Below are 19,619 nucleotides of genomic sequence, written 5' to 3' on the forward strand. Positions count from 1 at the left end.
TCTGCCACCTTTTCGATATATGTCAATCCATGGGGCATACTGGTCGCATGCCCAAGGCTCTTCCGGTCATCGACACCACCGCGCCGGTGTGCTGCGCTCCCGTCGCCGCCGGCCCGATGAGCGACGATGACGCCCTGCACATCGCCCTGCGACTCAAGGCGCTGGCTGATCCGGCGCGGGTCAAGATCGTGTCGTATCTGTTCAGTTCGGCTGCGGGGGAGGAGACTTCGGGCGAACTGGCGGCGGTCCTCAAGCTCACCGAGTCCACGATGAGTCACCACCTGACCCAACTACGCAAGGCGGGTTTGGTGCTCTCCGAACGGCGCGGCATGAACGTGTTCCACCGGATTCGCCCGGAAGCGTTGCAGGCATTGTGTGCTGCGCTGGATCCCAACTGCTGCACCTAGGACGGCAGCATCACGCCCGGGTTCAGGATTCCCGCCGGGTCAAAGCTGTCCTTGATCCGGCGGAGCAGGGCCAGCTTGGCCGGGTCCTCGAGTTCGGCGAAATAGCCGGACTTCGCGCGGCCGACCCCGTGCTCGCCGGAGATCGCACCGCCCAGATCCATTCCCAGCGCGAAGATCTCGGTGAGCACTTTGCTGCGGACTTCGGGGTCCTTGCAGAACAGCACGCCGTGGACGTTGCCGTCACCGGCATGTCCGCAGCCGCTCATCACGGCCCCGGCGGCCTGCGCCAGATCGCGCGCCCGGCCGAGGAACTCGGGCATCAATCCCCGTGGCACCACGACGTCGATGATGTCGTCGGCGCCCAGTGCCTTGGCCGTCCAGAACACATTCTCCCGGGCTTCGATCAGGCGGCGGGCCGAATGTCCCTGCAGCACATAAGCATCCAGTGCTCCCCACTCGCTCAGTGCTTGGCACAGCTGCTCGGCATCCTGGTCGAGGCGGTCGCTGTGATTGTTCTCCAAAGCCACCACCAGGTAGGCCTCGCACGTCTCCCGAATCCGTTCGGGGATGCCCAGTTCCAGGTCCTCGGCCGCCGCGATCGCCGTCATCACGGCGCGGTCGATGTACTCGACGATGCTGGGACCCAGCCCGCTGGAGATGATCTTGGGCACGGCCGCCATAACCTGGTCGAAATCATCGAAGGGGGCCAGCACGGTGGCGCCGTGAGCGAGCCGCGGAACCAGTTTGACGGTCACTTCGGTGACCAGCGCCAGGGTGCCCTCGGAGCCGATGATCAGCTGGGTCAGGTCATACCCGGTGGAGATCTTCGACATCTTGCCGCCGGTGCGGATGATCTCGCCGGTGGGCAGCACCGCCTGCAGGCCCAGCACGTTGTGCCGGGTGACGCCGTACTTGACCGCGCGCATGCCGCCCGCGTTGGTGCCGACATTGCCGCCGACACTGGAGGACAGCTCACCGGGGTACACGGTGTAGCTCAACCCGACTTCGGCGGTGCGGGCGTCCAGCTCGGTCAACGTGACACCGGGCTGGACCACCGCGACGTGATTGTCGGTGTCGACCTCCAGGACGGCGTTCATCCGCTCGAACGAGATCAGCAGACCGCCGTCGACCGGTCGCGCCGCGGCGGACAACCCGCAGCCCGATCCGCGTGCGGTGACCGCCAGCCGATGCTCGGTGGCCACCGCCAGCAGCGCGGCCACCTCCTCGGCGGTGGCCGGTTTGGCGACGAAGCCCGGGCGCTGTGGGGCGACGTTGAGCGCCTCGTCATGGCAGTAGTCCTCGGAGATCGCCGCACCGGTCAGCAGGTGTGACGGGCCGACGGCGGCGGACAGCTGTGTCGCGAGATCACCCATGTGCCAGTCCTTGTTCGAACCGGAAAACACCGTCCGGGTCATAGGCGGCCTTGACCGCGCGTAGTCGTGCGACGTTCGCTCCCCAGTAGGCGGTCTCCCACTCCGGCATGCCGGCATTGGGAACGTTCACGTAGGCGCCGTCGGCATACGGGCCTAGTGCCGCACCGAACTCGGCGATCCAGGCCAGGCAGTGGGGCGTCAGGGGATCGTCGGTGGCCGGGACGCCGCCGCGTCGGCCCCACGCCGCCCCGGGCTCGGCATAAAAGGTGGCGTCACGGTGGGCGAACGCCGAGCCGCCGGTGGGCTCGCTGGTGGTGACCGCTCCGCCGAACGCGTTGGTGAAGTAATTGCATTCCGGCGTGGGGGCGCGCGACATGAAGTCGCCGATCACGTCGATGGCGGAAGCGGGGAACGGCTCGGACATGAACTGCGACAGGAACTTCCAGTTGGCCGGCTCCTCATCGAGCGGGATCTGGAATCCGGCATAGATCTGAGCCCAGTTGGCGGTCTCGGCGGTGATCTGCGGTGCGCCCACAGACAGAATCGAGTCCAGCATCTGGGTCGCCTCGTGCTGCGAACCCGCTGCGAGCGCGCCCACGAGCGTGATGTCGGACTGACGGATCTCGAGTTGGCTGGTGAGCCGATGGTCGGCGTAGGGTGCGCTGCGTTGCCAGGCGTCGAATACGTCGTGGAGATCGTCCAGGCCCGGCCACCGTGCGGTGAGGTAGGTGGCCTCGGTCAGCGGGTGAACGGCATAGGTCAACGACGTCACGATCCCGAAATTGCCGTTGCCTGCGCCCCGTAACGCCCAGAGCAGGTCAGCGTTCTCCGATTCGCTTGCCGTGATCACCGAGGCGCCGCCGTCAGGGGTGGCGATCACGATCTCGGCGGCCAACAGGTTGTCTGATGCCATCCCGAGCATGCGGGTCAGCAGACCGAAACCGCCGCCGAGCGTGGCACCCACCAGGCCCACGCTGCCTTCGGTGCCCGTCGCCGCGGCCAGGCCGGCCTGGCCGAGTGCGGTGACTGCTTCGAGCTGGTTGAGTCCGGCTCCTACGGTGGCGGTGCCCGCGGCGGCGTCGATCTGGGCGCCTTTGATACCGCTGACGTCGATGATCAGGCCGCCGTCGAGACTCGACCAGCCCTCCAGGCAATGCCGGCCACTGCGGATCCGGATCGGCATGCGGTTGTGTCGCGCCCAGGTGAGGGCGTTGACCACGTCGGTGGTGTCGGTGCAGAACGCGACGGCCTCGGGATGTTTCGAGTACAGCTGATTCCAGCCGGTGCGGGCGGCGTCGTACTCCGGATCATGCTGGCGGACAACGTGTCCCGTCAGCCGATCAGTGCTTGAAGACATCGGCGTCTCCGGGCTCGGTATCGAGCACTTCACGGTTGGTGAACATCAAATAGGTGAAGTAGACGCCGCCGACAAGCACGATTCCGATCGCCAGGAGTACCGCTGTCCGGGCCTCCCGGGGGGAGACCAGGATGAACACGACGATCGCCGACCACACCAGTGCACCGATGGCCACCGGCATCTCGAAACGGCCGATGTCGAAGGCATCCTCCTGACGGCCCAACCGCTTTCGCACCGACAGATAGAGGATGACGATCAACCCGTAGAGCACCGCGCCGATGAGACCGCCGACCGTCAACAGTTCCAGCAGAGCGTTGCCGGGCACCGCTGCCATCAGGGCGACGCCCAGCACGACGATCAGCAGCGTCGCCGGAATCGGGGTGTGGGTTTTCGGGCTCACCCGCTGCATGAGCCGGGGTGCGGGGAAGCGGTCGTCGCGGGCCATCGCGAACACCATGCGGGCACAGGTGGCCAGGGTCACCAGTCCGGCGCCGAAGAAGGCGATCACGATCGCGACCAGAAGTGAGCGTTCCATCACCACACCCAGCTGGTCGCGCAGGATCATGGCGACAGGCGAATTGCTGGCGCTCACGCGGGGAATGTCCTTGATGGCAATCGTCAACGCGATCGCGAAGACCAGTCCCAAAACTCCGGCTGCCACAACGGATCCCACGATCGCACGCGGAACGCTGCGGAACGGGTCCTTGGCCTCCTCGGCCATGTTGGCCGCGGCGTCGAAACCGACCAGCGTGGCGATCCCCATGATCATCGCGGCCATCAAGCCGCCACCGATCGAGAAGTAGTCGGCGGCGCCGTCTGCCACACCGCGCGAGGCGAGGTTGCCGGCCGAGCCGCCACCGGTGATGGCAACGGCGACGAAGAGCGCGATCGTCAGGACGACGACGATCGTCAGCTCCAAACCCACTGCGGCCGAGGTGATCAGGCCGACGATACGGGTGGAAGCGATCACCAGGATGGCCTGGGCGAGCAGCATGCCGACGGTGATCAGCCTGGCTGTCGTCTGGTTCTCTGCCATGCCCAGCAGGGGCATGAGAGCGGTGTTGGCCAGCGCGTTATCGACGGCGGCCACCCCGATGACCAGGTAGCAGAAGCTCAACCACCCGAAGAACCAGCCGATCTTCGGATTGGCCAGCCGCGAAGCCCATTGGTAGGACGAGCCGCTGAGCGGGATGCGGGCGGCGAATTGCGCGATCACCAGCGCGATCAACGTCTGGCCCACCGCCACGATCGGCCACAGCCAGATGCCGACCGGTCCCGAGTTCTTCAACACGTCGTCATAGGTGCCGAAGATGCCGACCGCGACCGAGATGAACGCGAACGAGACGGCGAAGACTTGGAACGAGCCCAGCGTCCGCTGGAGTTCGGGTTCGTAGCCGCAGTCTTCGCACAACGCGTCGGCGTCATGCGAGTCCGGCGAAACCTGCGTCATTGACCACCCCACCTTCGTCGCCCCCGACGGTGTGAATGTAGTGGCTGGGGTGAGGTGCTGTTCAGTTATCGAGGTATTGGGTCAGCTCGCGCCGGCAGCGATGGCCTCGTCGACTTCGTGGACCCGGGCCGTCATCTCGGCGTGCGCCTTGTCCAACTGCTCGGCCTGATCCTCGTCGGCCTTCATCAGACCGTCGATGTCGAAGCCGGCCATATCGTGAACACCCATGTCGCGGAAGGCTTTTTGCACCTTGTCGCCCCACAGGCCGATGTCCTTGACGATCGGCACGATGCGACTGAACAGGTGTGAGCGGAACTGGATCATCAGTGGCGAATTGTCCACCCACTCGGAGCACTGCTTGACGTCCATACCGAGGGTGGCCCATACCTCTTCGCCGCGGAACCGGTCACGCATCAGATAGCAGGCGTCGACCACGAACTCCTCACGGTCGGCCCGCTCGGCGTCGGACAGCGCGGAGTAGTAGTCCTTGAGCGAGATGCGACCGAAGGCGACGTGGCGCGCCTCGTCCTGCATCACGTAGGCCAGCAGTTGTTTGGCCAGGGAGTCCTGCGCGGCCATATCGCGCATCACCCCGAAGGCGGCCAGTGCCAGCCCTTCGATGAGGACCTGCATGCCGAGATAGGGCACATCCCAGCGCGAGTCGTGCAGGGTGTCCTCGAGCAGTGCGGTCAGGTGCGTATTGATCGGGTAGGCCATCTCGACCTTGTCCTGCAGGAACCGGCCGAACGCCTCGACGTGGCGTGCCTCATCCATGGTTTGGGTGGCCGCATAGAACTTGGCATCCAGATCCGGCACCACCTCGACGATCTTGGCGGCGCACACCATCGCACCCTGCTCCCCGTGCAGGAACTGCGAGATCTGCCAGGCCTGGAAGTGCCGGCGCATCTCCGCCTGCCGCGCCGCGTCGGCCGCCTCCCACATCGGGCTGCCGAAGAGTGGATGGAACTCGGTGGGCAGCGCCACCGGGTTGTCCGGGTCGACCTCCTGGGACCAGTCGATGCGGGACTGCGCGTCCCACTGTTTGTCCTTGCCTTTTTGGTACAGGGACAGCAGGCGGGCCCGGCCCTCGTCGTACTCCCAGGTGAAGCGCGCCTCGCCGGTGCTGGGCACCTCCCACGAGTAGGGGTCGGGAACCCCGGTGTAGATGTCTTTCGTGGTCATGTGCTGCCCCCTTTGGCTGCGGAGTCGTCAGGTGACGAACATCACAATCGTTACAGCGGCCGTCGGTGAGGTCAACACTGACGGACCTGTCAATTAACGATCATTTCCGCGGGGCAAGAGTCAGTACACGACTACTGCAATCAGTTGCGAATGAGGAACCCGTTGGGGGCGAAGGTGAAGCCGAATTTGTTCTCACGCTCGACGTCGTGGGTGTAGTCGTCGGGGAACTCCGCCTCATATGCCTCGATGGCCTCGTAGGGTCCCGGGCCCCAGCCCGGCAGGACCGGGTGGCCGTTGACGATCGAATCCTCGACAAGCAGGTAATCGCCCGAGCTGAGCAGGGGGCGTAGCAGCTTCATCTCGCCCAGGACGTGGTCTTTGGTGTGGTCACTATCCAGGATTGCGAAGATCGGACCCGGGTACTCGTTCTTCAGGCTCAGGATTTGCTCGGCGATCTTCGGATCGGTCGATGACGCCTCCACGAACAGGATGTCGGGGTCCTTGCGCGCGGCCGGATCCAGTGGCTTGTGGGTGATGTCAACTGAGAGCACTTTGAACGGCCGGCCGATCTGGCGCATCACGCTGGCAAAGAACAACGCGGAGCCGCCCTGGTTGCTGCCGAACTCGATGACGAGTGACGGCTTCACCTGGACCAGGATCTCCTGGTAGTTCCACATGTCGCTGACGGACTTCCAGGTGGTGACGCCCATCCAGCTGGTTTTCCGCCAGACGAAGGTGTTGTAGTACCACTTGTTGTATTCCTCCGGCTCCGCGCCGGTCGGTTGATACATGAAGATGGCGAACGCAGATCGAGCCACGCTCCGCACTGACTTCAGCGTCGTTTTGAATACATTTGGACGCTTGGCGGTCCCAGCGTTGAGCACGGTCAACTGCGCTTTCCTCCCGTGTGTTCAGCACCCCTCGGACTGACAACGGTTTTCCTACCATAGGTCCGTATTGTTGCCTTCATTGTTTGCCCGTTCTACCCAAAGTGGACAAATGGCAAGCCGGATCCGGTTCGCATTGCGGATCTCGCCTGAGGGAAAAGGGGGAGTTGTGTGCAGAAACACGAAGACCCCGCCCGGGGGCGGGGTCTTCGTGGATTGTGCGCCGTCAGGGTTTCGAACCCCGGACCCGCTGATTAAGAGTCAGCTGCTCTACCAACTGAGCTAACGGCGCGTGAACTGCGTCGATGACTTTAACAGGCCAGTAGCCGTAGTGAGAAATCCCCTCGATGACGGCTTGACGGCAGCCGCTGACCTGCGCGGTCGCCACCAGGCGATCGCAGCCCCTAGACTGAAGATTCCCAGCTTTTACACAGCTAGCGAGGTAGTCCCCGGTATGTGGCAGGTCGGCTCGGCAACCCCCGCACGATCGCGGGTCCGGTTGTTCGTGCTCGCCCTCATTCCCGCTCTGCTGTTAGTCCTGAGCGCCTGTGGCAGTGACCCGGCGCCGCCGCCGGTGAAGGTGATCGCCGACAAGGGCACCCCGTTTGGGGACCTCCTCATTCCCCAGCTGGCTGCGTCGGTCAAAGACGGTGCGGTCGACGTCGCGGTGGACAAGCCGGTCACGATCACGGCCACCGGCGGTGTGCTGGGTTCGGTGACGATGGTCAACGAGTCGGGCACGGAGGTGACCGGACAGCTCAGCCCGGACGGCGTGACGTGGAAGACCACCGAGCCGCTGGGCTACAACAAGAGCTACACGCTGAGCGCGCGGTCGCTGGGTCTTGGCGGTGTCACCACCGAGAAGCTCACCTTCGAGACGCAGTCGCCGGAAAACCTCACGATGCCGTATCTGTTGCCCGGCGACGGCGAGGTCGTCGGTGTCGGCCAGCCGATCGCGGTGCGGTTCGACGAGAACATCCCCAACCGCGCGGCCGCCGAGCGGGCGATCAAGGTGACCACCGATCCACCGGTCGAGGGTGCGTTCTACTGGCTCAACAACCGCGAAGTGCGTTGGCGCCCAGCGAACTACTGGAAGCCCGGCACGAAGATCGACGTCGCGGTCAACACCTACGGGGTGGATCTGGGTGACGGGCTGTTCGGCCAGGAGAACCTGACGACCCACTTCACCATCGGTGATGAGGTGATCGCGACCGCCGACGACAACACCAAGACGCTGACCATCCGGCAGAACGGCGAGGTCATCAAGACCATGCCGATCTCGATGGGCAAGAACAGCACGCCCACCAACAACGGCGTCTACATCATCGGTGACCGTTTCTCACACATGATCATGGACTCGTCGACCTATGGCGTTCCCTCCAACTCGCCCAACGGTTATCGCACCGAGGTCGACTTCGCCACCCAGATGTCCTACAGCGGCATCTACGTGCATTCCGCGCCGTGGTCGGTCGGTAGCCAGGGCTACTCCAACGTCAGCCACGGCTGCCTCAACGTCAGCCCGAGCAATGCACAGTGGTTCTTCAACAACACCAAGCGCGGCGACATCGTCGAGGTGATCAACACCGTCGGCTCCACGCTGCCGGGCACCGACGGCCTGGGCGACTGGAACATCCCATGGCCGCAGTGGAAGGCCGGCAACGCCAACACGTAAGCGGCTCAGCGAACGTAGTTGCCCAGCGCCCAGCTTCGCTTGCCCGGGGGTTCCATCGTGTCCACCCGCCGGCCGTCCTTGAACATCTCCACCTGGCGGAGCACGCCTGCATCGATGGCCTCGGTCCAGGCCCGGTAGGGACCCTCGCCCCAGCTCAACCATGGGGTGAGGTCGTCCATCACCACTGCCGTCGACTCGCTGCAGCACAACCGCATGTTCGCGACGTCGGCCTGGGCGACGTCGTAGGCGTGGCCGCCATCGATGAACGCGAGGTCGAACCTGACGTCCGGATTCGCTCTGTGATACTCCGGCACCGTGATCGTGGAGTCGCCGGTGATCAGCGTATGACGGCCTGGGAATTTCTGGTCGATCAGCTTCTTCGCCGTGCGGCTGTACGCGTGCTCACCGAGGTCGAAGGACACGACCTCGATCTCGGGGTGCGCGCTGAGAAACGCAAAGCTGGAAAAGCCGGCGTTGAACCCGATCTCCCCGACCAGTCGGGCGCCGGTGTCCTGCGCGAGGTTGGCCAGGTACAGCAGTTCTTCGGTGGAGGTCGAACCCTCGAGCGGAGGACGGCCTCGCAACCACAGGTGCCGCACGATCTCTCGGCGCATCTTCCGAATGTCAGCGCTAGTGAGGTGTAGCGACGGCGCGCTTGTCATAACAGTTCCCCCGAACAATAGATGTGAGCCAGCGACTCTTGGTGCGCGAGGCATCGTGACGCGTGCCGCGACTTCGACCCCCCGAGACGCCGATTCTACAAGCCGATCTCGATGGGCAAGAAGAGAACGCTCACCAACAACGGCGTGTACATCATCGGTGACCGCTTCTCACACATGATCATTCGCCGCCCAGATGCCCTAACCTCAGCCCGAGCAATGCGCAGTGGTTCTTCAACAACACCAAGCGCGGCGACATCGTCGAGGCAGTGAAGGGCCGGCAACGGCAACGGCTGACGTTCGTCAGACCTGGATCAGACGACGATCTTGCTCCGGTGCCATTCGGCGATCGTGTCGGCGTCGTAGCCGAGTTCGGCCAGGACATCGTCGGTGTGCTCGCCGAGCAGGGGAGCGCCGGTGATCTCGGGCTGGAACGCCGAGAACTTCACCGGGCTGCCTACAGTCAGATAGTTTCCGCGGCCCTTCTGATCCACCTCGACAACGGTTCCGCTCGCGCGCAGCGCGGGATCCTCGGCGATCTCTTTCATGCTCAGGACCGGCGCGCATGGCACCTCGAAGGTGCGCAGGATGTCGACCGCCTCGAACTTGGTTTTGTCGGCCAGCCATGACTCGATCTCGGCGAAGATATCGAAGATCTTGTCCTGGCGGGCGCGCGCGGTGTTGTATTCGGGGTCATCGGCCCACTCTGGCCTGCCGATTGCGGCCGCGGTGCGGGCCCAGTTCTGTTCCTGGATGGTGAAGTAGATGTAGGCGTTCGGATCGGTTTGCCACCCTTTGCATTTGAGCACCCAGCCGGGCTGGCCGCCGCCGCCGGCGTTGCCGCCGCGGGGGACCACATCACCGAACTCGCCGTGGGGATACTGCGGGTACTCCTCCAGGTAGCCAACCCGGTCCAGGCGCTGCTGGTCGCGCAGCTTGACCCTGCAGAGGTTCAGAACGGCGTCCTGCATCGACACCGAAACCTTCTGTCCCTTGCCGGTCTTGTCCCGGGCGATCAGCGCGGTGAGGATACCGATCAGCAGATGCATGCCGGTGTTGCTGTCGCCGAGCGCCGCAGCGCTGATGGTCGGCGGGCCGTCCCAGAAGCCGGTGGTGGACGCAGCTCCGCCTGCGCACTGGGCGACGTTCTCGTAGACCTTGAGGTCGTTCCACGGTGATTCGTCGTTGAACCCTTTGACCGAGCCGAAGATCAGCCGCGGGTTCCATTCCTGCAGCGTCTCCCACGACAGACCCATCCGGTCCATTGCGCCGGGCGCGAAGTTCTCGACCAGGACGTCGGCCTGGCGAACCAGCTTCTCCATCACCTCCCGGCCCTGGGGCGACTTGGTGTCGATGGCCAGCGACCGCTTATTGCTGTTGAGCATGGTGAAGTACAGGGCGTCGACGTCGGGGATGTCACGAAGTTGATTGCGTGTCACATCACCCCCGCTGGTGCGCTCGACCTTGAGCACATCGGCGCCGAACCAGGCCAGCATCTGAGTGCAGGCGGGACCCGCCTGCACGCCGGTGAAGTCGATCACCTTGATCCCTGACAGCGGCTTCGTATCCATGACGATGTTCCTTCCTCGAGGCCGGGCTAACGGCATACTGTCGACTGTATACAATTGCAAAGATGAACAACAATGCGGTGTGACGTGATTAACTCTGCAACCCCCTCCGCTTTTGCTTGATGCAAAGGTGATTCGCTCCGCGGTGACCTTTTCGCCGGGCTCGCGACACGCTCTGGGGGAGAGCTGGTCGACTGTATACTGTGGCCCATGGTTCGAACTGTGCGCGCGCCACTGGAGCGCCCGGCAACCCTGCGCCAGTCGGTCTACGACGCACTCGCGGAGATGATCGTGACCCGCGAACTGTCACCGGGTGAGCACCTGGTCGAGCAAGAGCTTGCATCGCAGCTCGGTGTCAGCAGGCAGCCCGTTCGGGAGGCGCTGCACCGCCTGCAGAACGAGGGTTTTGTCGAATTACGGCCAGCCCAGGGCGCTTTCGTGCACGTTCCCACCGACGCCGAGGCCGATGATTTGTTGGCTGTGCGCTCCCTGCTCGAGGCAGAGTCGGCCAGGCTGGCCGCCCGGCAGGCGACCGCCGAACATGTCGAGCGTCTGCAGGAGTTGCAGCGTGCCGGAGAGAAAGCCCTCGCAAAGGACGACCAGGAAGCTCTGGTCGCCGCCAACGCCGCCCTGCACGACTATGTGGTGGCCATGGCCGGCAACTCTGTGCTGGCCGATCTCATCGCCTCCGTCGAGCGCCGGGTGCGCTGGTATTACTCACCCATTGCGCGCAGCCGCGGCAAGGACTCCTGGGACGAGCACGCCGAATTGATCGACGCGATCGCGCGCCGCAACAGCCGGCGGGCCGGTGATCTGATGCGCCGCCATACCGAACGCACCCGAGAGATCTACCATCGCCGTCGTCAGGACGCTGAACACGCCGGGTGACGTGAGTCCCGTTCATCCGAACGGATGACAGCGTGTCGTCCGCTGGATCGTCCGTTTACCCGAAAGACACCACGCCTCTCTAGCTGAACACTTTTTGTATACGGAATACCGTATGCATCTGAATCGCTGGAGAGAGAGGCATCATGTCCGCAGCGACCGCAACTTATCGCGAGATCATCGACGCGAAGGGCCGCGTCTACCGGGTCGGGGAAACCGACCGCGACATCCTTGGCAGATCCCGAGCCTCGATGGTCTGGCTGCCGTGGATCGCCACCATGGCTGTCAGTGTGTTCGAATTCGGCTTCGGCGCGGCAGAGGGCACTCTCGAGCAGGCGCATGGCTGGAGCCTGTCGCAGACATTCTGGCTGCTGTCCGTATGGGCGATGTTCCAGGCGGCCGTCGGCTTCCCGACCGGCTGGCTACGCGAAAAGGGGATCGTGTCGGCTCGCACGGCCATGCTGGCCGGCGCTGTGCTCTCAGGCATCGGCTTCTTCAGCATCGCCCACAGCAGCAACCTGGCCATCGCCTACCTTGGCTTCGCTGTCTGCGGCGGCACCGGGGTCGGCTTGGTCTATACGACGGGAATCAGCATCGTCGGCAAGTGGTACCCCGAGCGGCGGGGTGCCAAGACTGGCTTCGTCTGCAGCGGATTCGCCTACGGTGCAGTCCCGTTCATCTTCATCTTCAGCTACGCGCTGAGTCCGGACACCTACGTGTGGCTGCTGGACGCCGTGGGAGTGTTCATGCTTGTGGTCGTCGCCGCCTGCGGTGCGTTCTTCCGCGATCCGCCGAAGAACTGGTGGCCGGCGAACATCGACCCGCTGCAGTGGGCGGCCAGCAAGTCCGGCGCGCAGAGCCTGGCGAAGAACCCTCCCGCCTTCCGGCAGTACACCCCGCTGGAGGCGATCCGGACCGGAATGCTGCCCCTGATGTGGTTGTCGCTGGGTATCACCGCCGGCGTCTCCCTGTTCGGGATCAGCTACATGGTTCCGTTCGCCACAGATCTGGGCTTCGCTCCGATGATCGTGGCGATGGCGGCCGGCGTGCTGTCGGTCGTCAACGGAGTTGGCCGCGCGATCACGGGGTGGGTGTCGGACCGGATCGGACGCAAGCCGACTCTGCTGCTGGTGCTGGTGATCTCGGCCCTGGCCCTGATCGGCCTGCTCTACGCCGGCAAAGCGGGCAACGAGATCGTGTTCCTATTCTTCGCCCTGCTGGTGGGATTCGGCGGTGGCGCCTTCTACCCGCTGTTCGCCGCCATCACCACCGACTACTTCGGCGAGAACAACAATGCCAGCAACTACGGGCTGGTCTACAGCTCCAAGCTGGTGGGCTCCGCCGTCGGGATCGGTGTCGGCTCGGCGATCATCGATGCCTGGGACTACTCCGGCGCGTATTGGATCGCCGCGCTGAGCGCTCTGGTCTCCGCCGGGATTGCTGCGCTGCTGCGTCAGCCGGGTCGTCCGGGCCCGACGGAACGACCGCATTCTCCGACCGCAGGCCGCCTCGCCGGCGCACAATCGGCTCTTGTACTCGCAGAGCGCTGACACGAATACAACGGATAAGAAAGGGTTTACATCATGATCTCCACACCAGAACCCGGCGCTCTGACCGACGGCATTCATCTGGTCGTCGACGCGCTCAAGCTCAACGACGTGCAGACGATCTATGGGGTGGTCGGCATTCCGATCACGGACCTGGCCCGCCTCGCGCAGAAGTCCGGCATCCGGTACATCGGGTTCAGGCACGAGAGCGACGCGGGGCACGCGGCGGCCGCGGCCGGGTTCCTCACCGGACGGCCTGGCATCTGCCTGACGGTGTCGGCTCCCGGCTTTCTCAACGGACTGGTGGCGCTGGCCAACGCCACGACGAACTGCTTTCCGATGGTTCAGATCTCGGGCTCCAGTGAGCGTCACATCGTCGATCTTCAGCGTGGCGACTACGAAGAGATGGACCAACTCGCGGTGGCAAAGCCATTGGTCAAGGCGGCCTACCGGGTGTCGCGGGCCGAGGACATCGGCCGCGGCATCGCGCGGGCGATCCGCACCGCGGTGTCGGGCCGTCCCGGCGGGGTCTACCTCGACATCCCCGCCGCGGTGCTCGGTGAGGTCCTCGATGCGCAGCAGGCCGCCTCGACGGTGTGGCGGGTTACCGACCCGGCGCCGCGGCAGTGGGCCGACCCGCAAGCAGTCGATCGCGCGATCGACCTGCTGGCCGGCGCCGAACGCCCGCTCATCGTGCTGGGCAAGGGGGCCGCCTATGCGCAGGCCGACGAGTCCATCCGCGAGTTCGTCGAGACTACCGGCGTGCCGTATCTGCCCATGTCGATGGCCAAAGGGCTGCTGCCCGACGATCACCCGCAGTCGGTGGCGGCTGCCCGGTCGGTGGCCCTGCGCAGAGCCGACGTGGTGATGCTGGTCGGTGCCCGGCTGAATTGGCTTCTTGGACATGGCGAATCGCCGACGTGGAGTCCGGATGTCAAGTTCATCCAGGTCGACATCGCCGGCACCGAAATGGACAGCAATCAGCCCGTCGCGGCCCCGCTGGTTGGCGACGTCGGGTCGGTGATGGCGGCTCTCATCGAGCGGAACAAGCCGGGTCGGATCGCGGTCCCGGCGCCGTGGCGCGATGAACTTGCAACCAGGGTGGCGCAGAACGTCGCCAAGATGACCGACCGCCTCGCAGCGGCCCAGACCGCCCAGCCGATGAAGTTTCTCGGCGCCCTGCAGGAGATCCACCACGTCATTCGCGAAGACCCCCGCATCTATCTGGTGAACGAGGGCGCCAACGCACTTGACCTGACGCGCAACACGATCGGCATGCAGGTGCCGCGGCACCGGTTGGACAGTGGAACCTGGGGGGTGATGGGTATCGGGATGGGCTACGCCATCGCCGCGGCCGTGGAGACCGGCGAGCCGGTCATCGCGGTCGAAGGCGACAGCGCCTTCGGGTTCAGCGCCATGGAGCTGGAGACGATCTGCCGGTACAACCTGCCGATCGTCACGGTGGTCCTCAACAACAGCGGCGTCTATCGCGGCGACGATGTCTCCGGCTCGGGCGACCCGGCGCCTACCGCCCTGCGGGCTCGTCACGACGTGATGATCGAGGCGTTCGGCGGCAACGGATATCGGGCCAGCACACCTGCCGAGGTGGGCGCCTTCCTACGAGAGGCCCTGTCGGCCGGTGGGCCCGCGCTGATCGACTGTGTGATCGACCCGACGGACGGCACCGAGAGCGGCAACATCACCCATCTGAATCCCAAGGGCATCACAGTTCAGGAGCGGTCATGACCACTCAGAGATGGCTCGGCCACGTCATTGACGAAATTGCCTTGGCTGCACCGGATTCGACTGCCTTGATCATCAGCGCCGAGCGTCGACGGATCAGCTACGGTGAGCTGGCCGACATGGTCGTCACCGAATGCCAACGATTGCAACGGTCCCCACTTCAACCCGGCGATGTCGTGGCACTGCAGGCATCGAACTGCCTCGCATTCGTTGTGGGACTGCTTGCCGCGGCACGGGCCGGCCTCGTCATCGCGCCGTTCGACCCAGCCCTGCCGGATGCCGAAAGGCGTGCGCGGGCCGAGATGGCGCATGTCCGAGTCACCCTCGTCGACGGCCACCAGAAATCTCTTGGCGGGGATCCTGCCTGGCTGCTCGAGTCGGACGGGATCAGTATCGACGGCACGCCACGCACGTACGACGAACCGCTACCCGGGCTCACTGCTGGCGATGCGTTGCTGATGTTCACCTCCGGCACCACCGGAACCCCCAAGATGGTGCCCTGGACGCACGACAACATCAGGTCGTCGGTCACTGGCATCGTGGGCGCGTACCGACTCGGACGCGCCGACGCCACCGTGGCCGTGATGCCGTTGTTCCACGGGCACGGGCTCATTGCCGGCTTGCTCGCCCCGCTGGCCAGCGGTGGCCGGATCCTGCTTCCGGCCCGCGGCAGGTTTTCTGCGAGCACGTTCTGGGACGACATGAACACCGTCGAAGCCACGTGGTACACCGCTGCGCCCACCATCCACCGGATCGTGCTCGACCGGGCCGGCGCCGAGCTGACCCCCGCCTCGCGGGACCGGCTGCGTTTCATCCGCAGCTGCAGCGCGCCCCTCTCGCCGGCGACGGCGCGACAGCTGGAGGAGACGTTCGCAGCACCGCTGCTGGCGGCCTACGGGATGACCGAGGCGACTCATCAGGCCAGCTCCGTGTTGGCGTCCCACGACGAGGCCGCCCGGTTGAACACCGTCGGGATGCCCACCGGCCTGTCGGTGCGGATCGCCGACGCCGACGGCAACAGCGTTCCGGCCGGGTCAACCGGGGAGATTTGGCTGTCGGGACCGACCATCGTGCGCGGCTACCTGAACAACCCCGCCGCCACGGCCGGCACGTTCGTCGACGGCTGGCTACGCACCGGGGATCTGGGTGCGGTGAACGAAGACGGAACGCTGAGCGTGAAGGGGCGCATCAAGGAACAGATCAATCGCGGCGGCGAGAAGATCTCCCCGGAGCACGTCGAGCAGGTTCTCGCCTCCCACCCGGACGTCGCACAGGCAGTGGTCTTCGGGATTCCCGACGCCCTCTACGGCGAGCGGGTTGCCGCCGTGGTCGTGACGCGTGATCACGCCGAACCCGATCTGGGCGCCTACAGTGGCGGCCGGCTCGCCAGTTTCGAGATCCCCGAGCACATCACTTTCGCCGACGAGCTTCCGCTGACCGCCAAGGGCTCCGTCGATCGAGCCGCAGTCGCCCGGCAGTACGCCCAGTGAGGCCCCTGGAACAAAGTCAGGGGCCCTCGAAAGGGCCCCTGACGTTGGGGTGGCTGACGGGACTCGAACCCGCGACAGCCAGGATCACAACCTGGTGCTCTACCAACTGAACTACAGCCACCATTGCCGGGAAACCGGCGTCGTCGATACTAGCCGCTTTCGCCCTCGACAACCGAATCGGTATCGCCGACCGCGTCGATCGACGCCGCCGCGGCAGCGATCTCGCTGGTAGAAGGCCCCGGCTGGGGCACGAACGCCGTCTGCCGGTAGTACTTGAGCTCGCGGATCGATTCGCGGATGTCGGCAAGAGCCCGGTGCGCGAGCCCCTTCTCCGGCTGTCCGTAATAGATCTTCGGATACCAGCGCCGGCACAGTTCCTTGATCGAGCTGACGTCGATCATCCGGTAGTGCAGGTACTGGTCCAGCTTCGGCATGTCCCGCGCTATGAAACCGCGATCGGTGGCGATGGAATTCCCGGCCAGCGGGGCAGTCTTGGCGGCCGTGACGTGGGTACGGATGTAGTCCAGCACCAACTGTTCGGCCGCCGGCACGTCGATGGTCGACGCCCGTACCTCTTCGGTGAGCCCGGACCGGTGGTGCATCTTGGCGACGACCTCCACCATGCCGTCCAGCGCGTCGTCGTCGGCGTGGATCACGACGTCGACGCCCTCACCCAGAACGTTCAGGTCGGCGTCGGTCACCAGGGCCGCGATCTCGATCAGCCGATCGGTTCGCAGGTCCAGGCCCGTCATCTCGCAGTCGATCCACACCAATTCTTCACGCACAGCGATCCACAGTAAGCCCAACCCGCTTGTCGGTGCCCGTTCCACCCGTCTCCGGTCACCGATGGCAAGTAGTGTCGTAGCGGCCATCACGCGAGAAAAGACGGAGGATCGGGCCCATGACGAGCGAATCGACAGCGACTCCTGCCCAGCAGATCGCCGCCGGCTACGCCACCACCGGGCAAGCTCTCGAACTCGGCTCGGTCGTCATCGACGGCGCCGTCGATCCCGCCGCGCAGGTCCGCATCCCCTTGGCGATGATGAACCGCCATGGCCTGGTCGCCGGAGCCACCGGCACCGGCAAGACCAAGACGCTCCAGGTGATCGCCGAACAGCTCTCCGCCGCCGGTGTGCCCGTCGTAATGGCCGACATCAAGGGCGACCTCTCCGGTCTGTCCCGGCCCGGGGAGGCCAGCGAGCGCACCGTTCAGCGCGCCAAGGACACCGGTGACGACAACTGGGCCGGCGCGCCGTTCCCGGTGGAGTTCCTGTCCCTGGGCACCGGCGGGGTCGGTGTTCCGGTTCGGGCGACGATCTCCGCCTTCGGTCCGATTCTGCTGTCAAAGGTGTTGGGCCTCAACGCTACTCAGGAGTCGACGCTCGGGCTCATCTTCCATTGGGCCGACCAGCAGGGTCTGCCGCTGCTCGATCTGAAGGATCTGCGCTCGGTGATCACCTACCTCACCAGCGACGAGGGCAAGGAACAGCTCAAGACCATCGGCGGGGTGTCCCCGCAGACCGCGGGCGTGATCCTGCGCGCGCTGGTCAACCTGCAAGCCGACGGCGGCGACACCTTCTTCGGTGAGCCCGCCATCGACCCTGCCGACCTGTTGCGCGTCGACTCCCAGGGCCGCGGCGTCATCACCCTTTTTGAACTCGGCGAGCAGGCCGCCCGGCCGGTGATGTTCTCCACCTTCCTCATGTGGGTGCTGGCCGACCTGTTCACCTATCTGCCTGAGGTCGGCGACGTTGACAAGCCCAAGCTGGTGTTCTTCTTCGACGAGGCCCACCTGCTGTTCAATGACGCCTCCAAGGCGTTCCTGGCTCAGGTCGAGCAGACCGTCAAGCTGATCCGCTCCAAGGGCGTCGGCGTCTTCTTCTGCACCCAGTTGCCCACCGATGTCCCCAACAACGTGCTGTCCCAATTGGGCGCCCGCATCCAGCACGCGCTGCGGGCCTTCACCCCGGATGACCAGAAGGCACTGACCAAGACGGTCCGCACCTACCCGAAGACCCAGTTCTACGACCTGGAGACCGACCTCACGGCACTCGGTATCGGCGAGGCGATCGTCACCGTCCTCTCCGAGCGCGGCGCCCCCACCCCGGTGGCCTGGACGCGGCTGCGCCCGCCGCACTCGCTGATGGACACCATCGGGCCCGACTACATCAAGGCCGTCGCCCAGGCCAGCCCGCTGTTCCTCAAGTACGGCCAGACCATCGACCGCGAGTCGGCTTACGAGATGCTGGCGGCCAAGATGGCACCGCCGCCCGACGAGGTCGGCGGCGCCGACCTGCCGCCGATCCTGCCGACCGGCATCGATCTGCCGCCGATGCCCAAGCAGGTGGAGAAGGCCGAGCCCGGTGTCCTCGACCAGGTGATGAACAGCCCGGCCTTCAAGAGTGCGATGCGCTCGGCGGGCACCGTCATCGGCCGCGAGATCACCCGCAGCATCTTCGGGACGGGCCGCCGGCGCCGCTAGTCGCCGAGTGGCCAGTTGTGCCACGCTGCAGCGCGAAATCCGTGACGTAAGTGGCCACTCGCGGCGAAGGGGAGTGCCGCTAGTCGCCGCCGAGCTTCTTGTAGACCGCACCCACGATCGGCGTCACGATCGCCCGCGGCGCATACCCCGAGGCCACCGACATCGCCTTGGACGTCACGCCTGGAACCACGCGCATCTTGTTGTGCTCCAAGGCATCCAGCGACAGTCGGGCGGTGTACTCGGTGTTGATCCAGAGGAAATCCGGGATCAGCCGCTCCACCAGAGACTGCTCGGACTCATCGGGCAGCTCGGTGCGCACCGGGCCCGGCGCCAGCAGCGTCACGTGCACGCCGTCCTTCTTGACCTCACCGCGCAGCGACTCGCTGAACGTGTTGGCGAACGCCTTGCTGGCCGCATAGGTCGCGTTGTTCGGGATGGGGGAGTTGCCCGCCGCCGAGCCGGAGATCAGGATGCCGCCGGCCTTGCGCGCCACCATCTGCGGCAGCACCGCGAGCACCAGGTCGTGCACGCCGAGCACGTTGAGCTGAACCTGCGCCTTCTCGCCTTCGGGATCGAGCCTGGCGACCGGCCCGAACGTCGCGGTCCCGGCATTGGCGCACAGGATCGAGATCTCGCGGCTGGCGAGCTCGTCAGCCAGCGCACCGCGCGCGGCCGGGTCGGCCAGATCCACGGCGCGCACCTCGACGGTCACGCCGTAGCGATCGGTCAGCCGGGCGGCCAGCTCAGTGAGCACCTCGCCGCGTCGTGCGGTGATGATCAGGCTGTGGCCGCGGGCTGCGAGTTCGGTGGCCAGCGCCTCACCGATGCCCTGGGAGGCTCCGGTGACGACGGCACGACTGTCAGGTGAGGGCGCGGGGACTGGCATGCGGCCATCGTAGGGCGCTCGCTACTCTGGC

16 protein-coding genes, 2 tRNA genes and 1 pseudogene are annotated in these 19,619 nt (G+C 65.3%); 8 read left to right on the forward strand and 11 right to left on the reverse strand.

Features of this window, described 5'->3' with window-relative positions:
* Positions 1-47: 47 nt before the first annotated feature.
* On the forward strand, positions 48-407 hold the full coding sequence (locus tag BN3385_RS15620) for an Rv2640c family ArsR-like transcriptional regulator (RefSeq protein WP_059017881.1): 360 nt from the start codon (positions 48-50) through the stop codon (positions 405-407).
* On the opposite strand, the gene BN3385_RS15625 is transcribed toward BN3385_RS15620, so the two are convergent.
* The 6 genes from BN3385_RS15625 to BN3385_RS15650 form a co-directional block, all read right to left on the reverse strand.
* Entirely contained in the window at positions 404-1,780 is a 1,377-nt protein-coding gene (locus BN3385_RS15625) for an FAD-binding oxidoreductase (RefSeq protein WP_059017883.1), read from the reverse strand. The two genes, BN3385_RS15620 and BN3385_RS15625, sit on opposite strands and share 4 nt — an antisense overlap.
* On the reverse strand, positions 1,773-3,137 hold the full coding sequence (locus BN3385_RS15630) for an FAD-binding oxidoreductase (protein ID WP_059017885.1): 1,365 nt from the start codon (positions 3,135-3,137) through the stop codon (positions 1,773-1,775). The genes BN3385_RS15625 and BN3385_RS15630 overlap by 8 nt, the downstream gene beginning before the upstream one ends.
* On the reverse strand, positions 3,121-4,587 hold the full coding sequence (locus tag BN3385_RS15635; protein ID WP_059017887.1) for an APC family permease: 1,467 nt from the start codon (positions 4,585-4,587) through the stop codon (positions 3,121-3,123). The genes BN3385_RS15630 and BN3385_RS15635 overlap by 17 nt, the downstream gene beginning before the upstream one ends.
* Positions 4,588-4,668: 81 nt before the next feature.
* Positions 4,669-5,769 carry a ferritin-like domain-containing protein gene (locus tag BN3385_RS15640; RefSeq protein WP_059017888.1) on the reverse strand — a complete coding sequence of 367 codons (1,101 nt, stop codon included), beginning with the start codon at positions 5,767-5,769 and terminating at the stop codon, positions 4,669-4,671.
* Between the two features lie 140 nt (positions 5,770-5,909).
* Complete coding sequence (locus tag BN3385_RS15645; RefSeq protein ID WP_353612235.1) at positions 5,910-6,596, reverse strand: rhamnosyl O-methyltransferase; 687 nt, start codon at positions 6,594-6,596, stop codon at positions 5,910-5,912.
* Positions 6,597-6,875: 279 nt separating this feature from the next.
* Positions 6,876-6,948 (reverse strand) — tRNA-Lys (locus tag BN3385_RS15650).
* Positions 6,949-7,110: 162 nt separating this feature from the next.
* Here BN3385_RS15650 and BN3385_RS15655 point away from each other — a divergent pair.
* Entirely contained in the window at positions 7,111-8,328 is a 1,218-nt protein-coding gene (locus BN3385_RS15655; RefSeq protein ID WP_059017890.1) for an Ig-like domain-containing protein, read from the forward strand.
* Positions 8,329-8,333: 5 nt separating this feature from the next.
* Here BN3385_RS15655 and BN3385_RS15660 read toward each other — a convergent pair whose 3' ends face one another.
* Positions 8,334-8,942 carry a class I SAM-dependent methyltransferase gene (locus tag BN3385_RS15660; RefSeq protein ID WP_059017891.1) on the reverse strand — a complete coding sequence of 203 codons (609 nt, stop codon included), beginning with the start codon at positions 8,940-8,942 and terminating at the stop codon, positions 8,334-8,336.
* 150 nt (positions 8,943-9,092) lie between these two features.
* Between BN3385_RS15660 and BN3385_RS28990 the strand changes: the two are divergent.
* Positions 9,093-9,259, forward strand: a pseudogene (locus tag BN3385_RS28990) (L,D-transpeptidase family protein); the annotation flags it as partial.
* 42 nt (positions 9,260-9,301) lie between these two features.
* Here the strand turns inward: BN3385_RS28990 and frc are convergent.
* Positions 9,302-10,558: a formyl-CoA transferase gene (gene frc / locus BN3385_RS15665; RefSeq protein WP_059017893.1), complete on the reverse strand. Its 1,257-nt coding sequence runs from the start codon at positions 10,556-10,558 to the stop codon at positions 9,302-9,304.
* A 207-nt stretch (positions 10,559-10,765) separates the two neighbouring features.
* Here frc and BN3385_RS15670 point away from each other — a divergent pair, with 207 nt between their 5' ends.
* From BN3385_RS15670 to BN3385_RS15685, 4 genes are all read left to right on the forward strand, one after another.
* Positions 10,766-11,443: a GntR family transcriptional regulator gene (locus BN3385_RS15670; protein WP_059017895.1), complete on the forward strand. Its 678-nt coding sequence runs from the start codon at positions 10,766-10,768 to the stop codon at positions 11,441-11,443.
* A gap of 143 nt (positions 11,444-11,586) precedes the next feature.
* Positions 11,587-12,990, forward strand: a complete 1,404-nt coding sequence (locus BN3385_RS15675) for an OFA family MFS transporter (protein WP_059017897.1) — start codon at positions 11,587-11,589, stop codon at positions 12,988-12,990.
* A 33-nt stretch (positions 12,991-13,023) separates the two neighbouring features.
* A complete protein-coding gene (oxc, locus tag BN3385_RS15680; protein ID WP_059017900.1) occupies positions 13,024-14,733 on the forward strand; it encodes an oxalyl-CoA decarboxylase in 1,710 nt (569 codons plus the stop codon).
* Positions 14,730-16,220, forward strand: a complete 1,491-nt coding sequence (locus BN3385_RS15685) for a FadD7 family fatty acid--CoA ligase (protein WP_059017902.1) — start codon at positions 14,730-14,732, stop codon at positions 16,218-16,220. The genes oxc and BN3385_RS15685 overlap by 4 nt, the downstream gene beginning before the upstream one ends.
* 45 nt (positions 16,221-16,265) lie before the next feature.
* Here the strand turns inward: BN3385_RS15685 and BN3385_RS15690 are convergent.
* Both BN3385_RS15690 and orn read right to left on the reverse strand, forming a co-directional pair.
* A tRNA-His gene (locus tag BN3385_RS15690) sits at positions 16,266-16,341 on the reverse strand.
* Positions 16,342-16,369: 28 nt separating this feature from the next.
* The gene (gene orn / locus BN3385_RS15695; RefSeq protein ID WP_059017904.1) at positions 16,370-17,005 is read right to left on the reverse strand and encodes an oligoribonuclease; all 636 of its coding nucleotides are present in this window, start codon (positions 17,003-17,005) and stop codon (positions 16,370-16,372) included.
* A gap of 116 nt (positions 17,006-17,121) precedes the next feature.
* Here orn and BN3385_RS15700 point away from each other — a divergent pair, with 116 nt between their 5' ends.
* Positions 17,122-18,702 carry a helicase HerA-like domain-containing protein gene (locus BN3385_RS15700; RefSeq protein ID WP_059017905.1) on the forward strand — a complete coding sequence of 527 codons (1,581 nt, stop codon included), beginning with the start codon at positions 17,122-17,124 and terminating at the stop codon, positions 18,700-18,702.
* 79 nt (positions 18,703-18,781) lie between these two features.
* Here the strand turns inward: BN3385_RS15700 and cmrA are convergent, their stop codons facing one another.
* The gene (cmrA, locus tag BN3385_RS15705; protein WP_059017907.1) at positions 18,782-19,588 is read right to left on the reverse strand and encodes a mycolate reductase; all 807 of its coding nucleotides are present in this window, start codon (positions 19,586-19,588) and stop codon (positions 18,782-18,784) included.
* Between the last annotated feature and the right edge of the window lie 31 nt (positions 19,589-19,619).

Source organism: Mycobacterium sp. M26 (assembly GCF_001494595.1).
Classification (GTDB): Bacteria; Actinomycetota; Actinomycetes; order Mycobacteriales; family Mycobacteriaceae; genus Mycobacterium.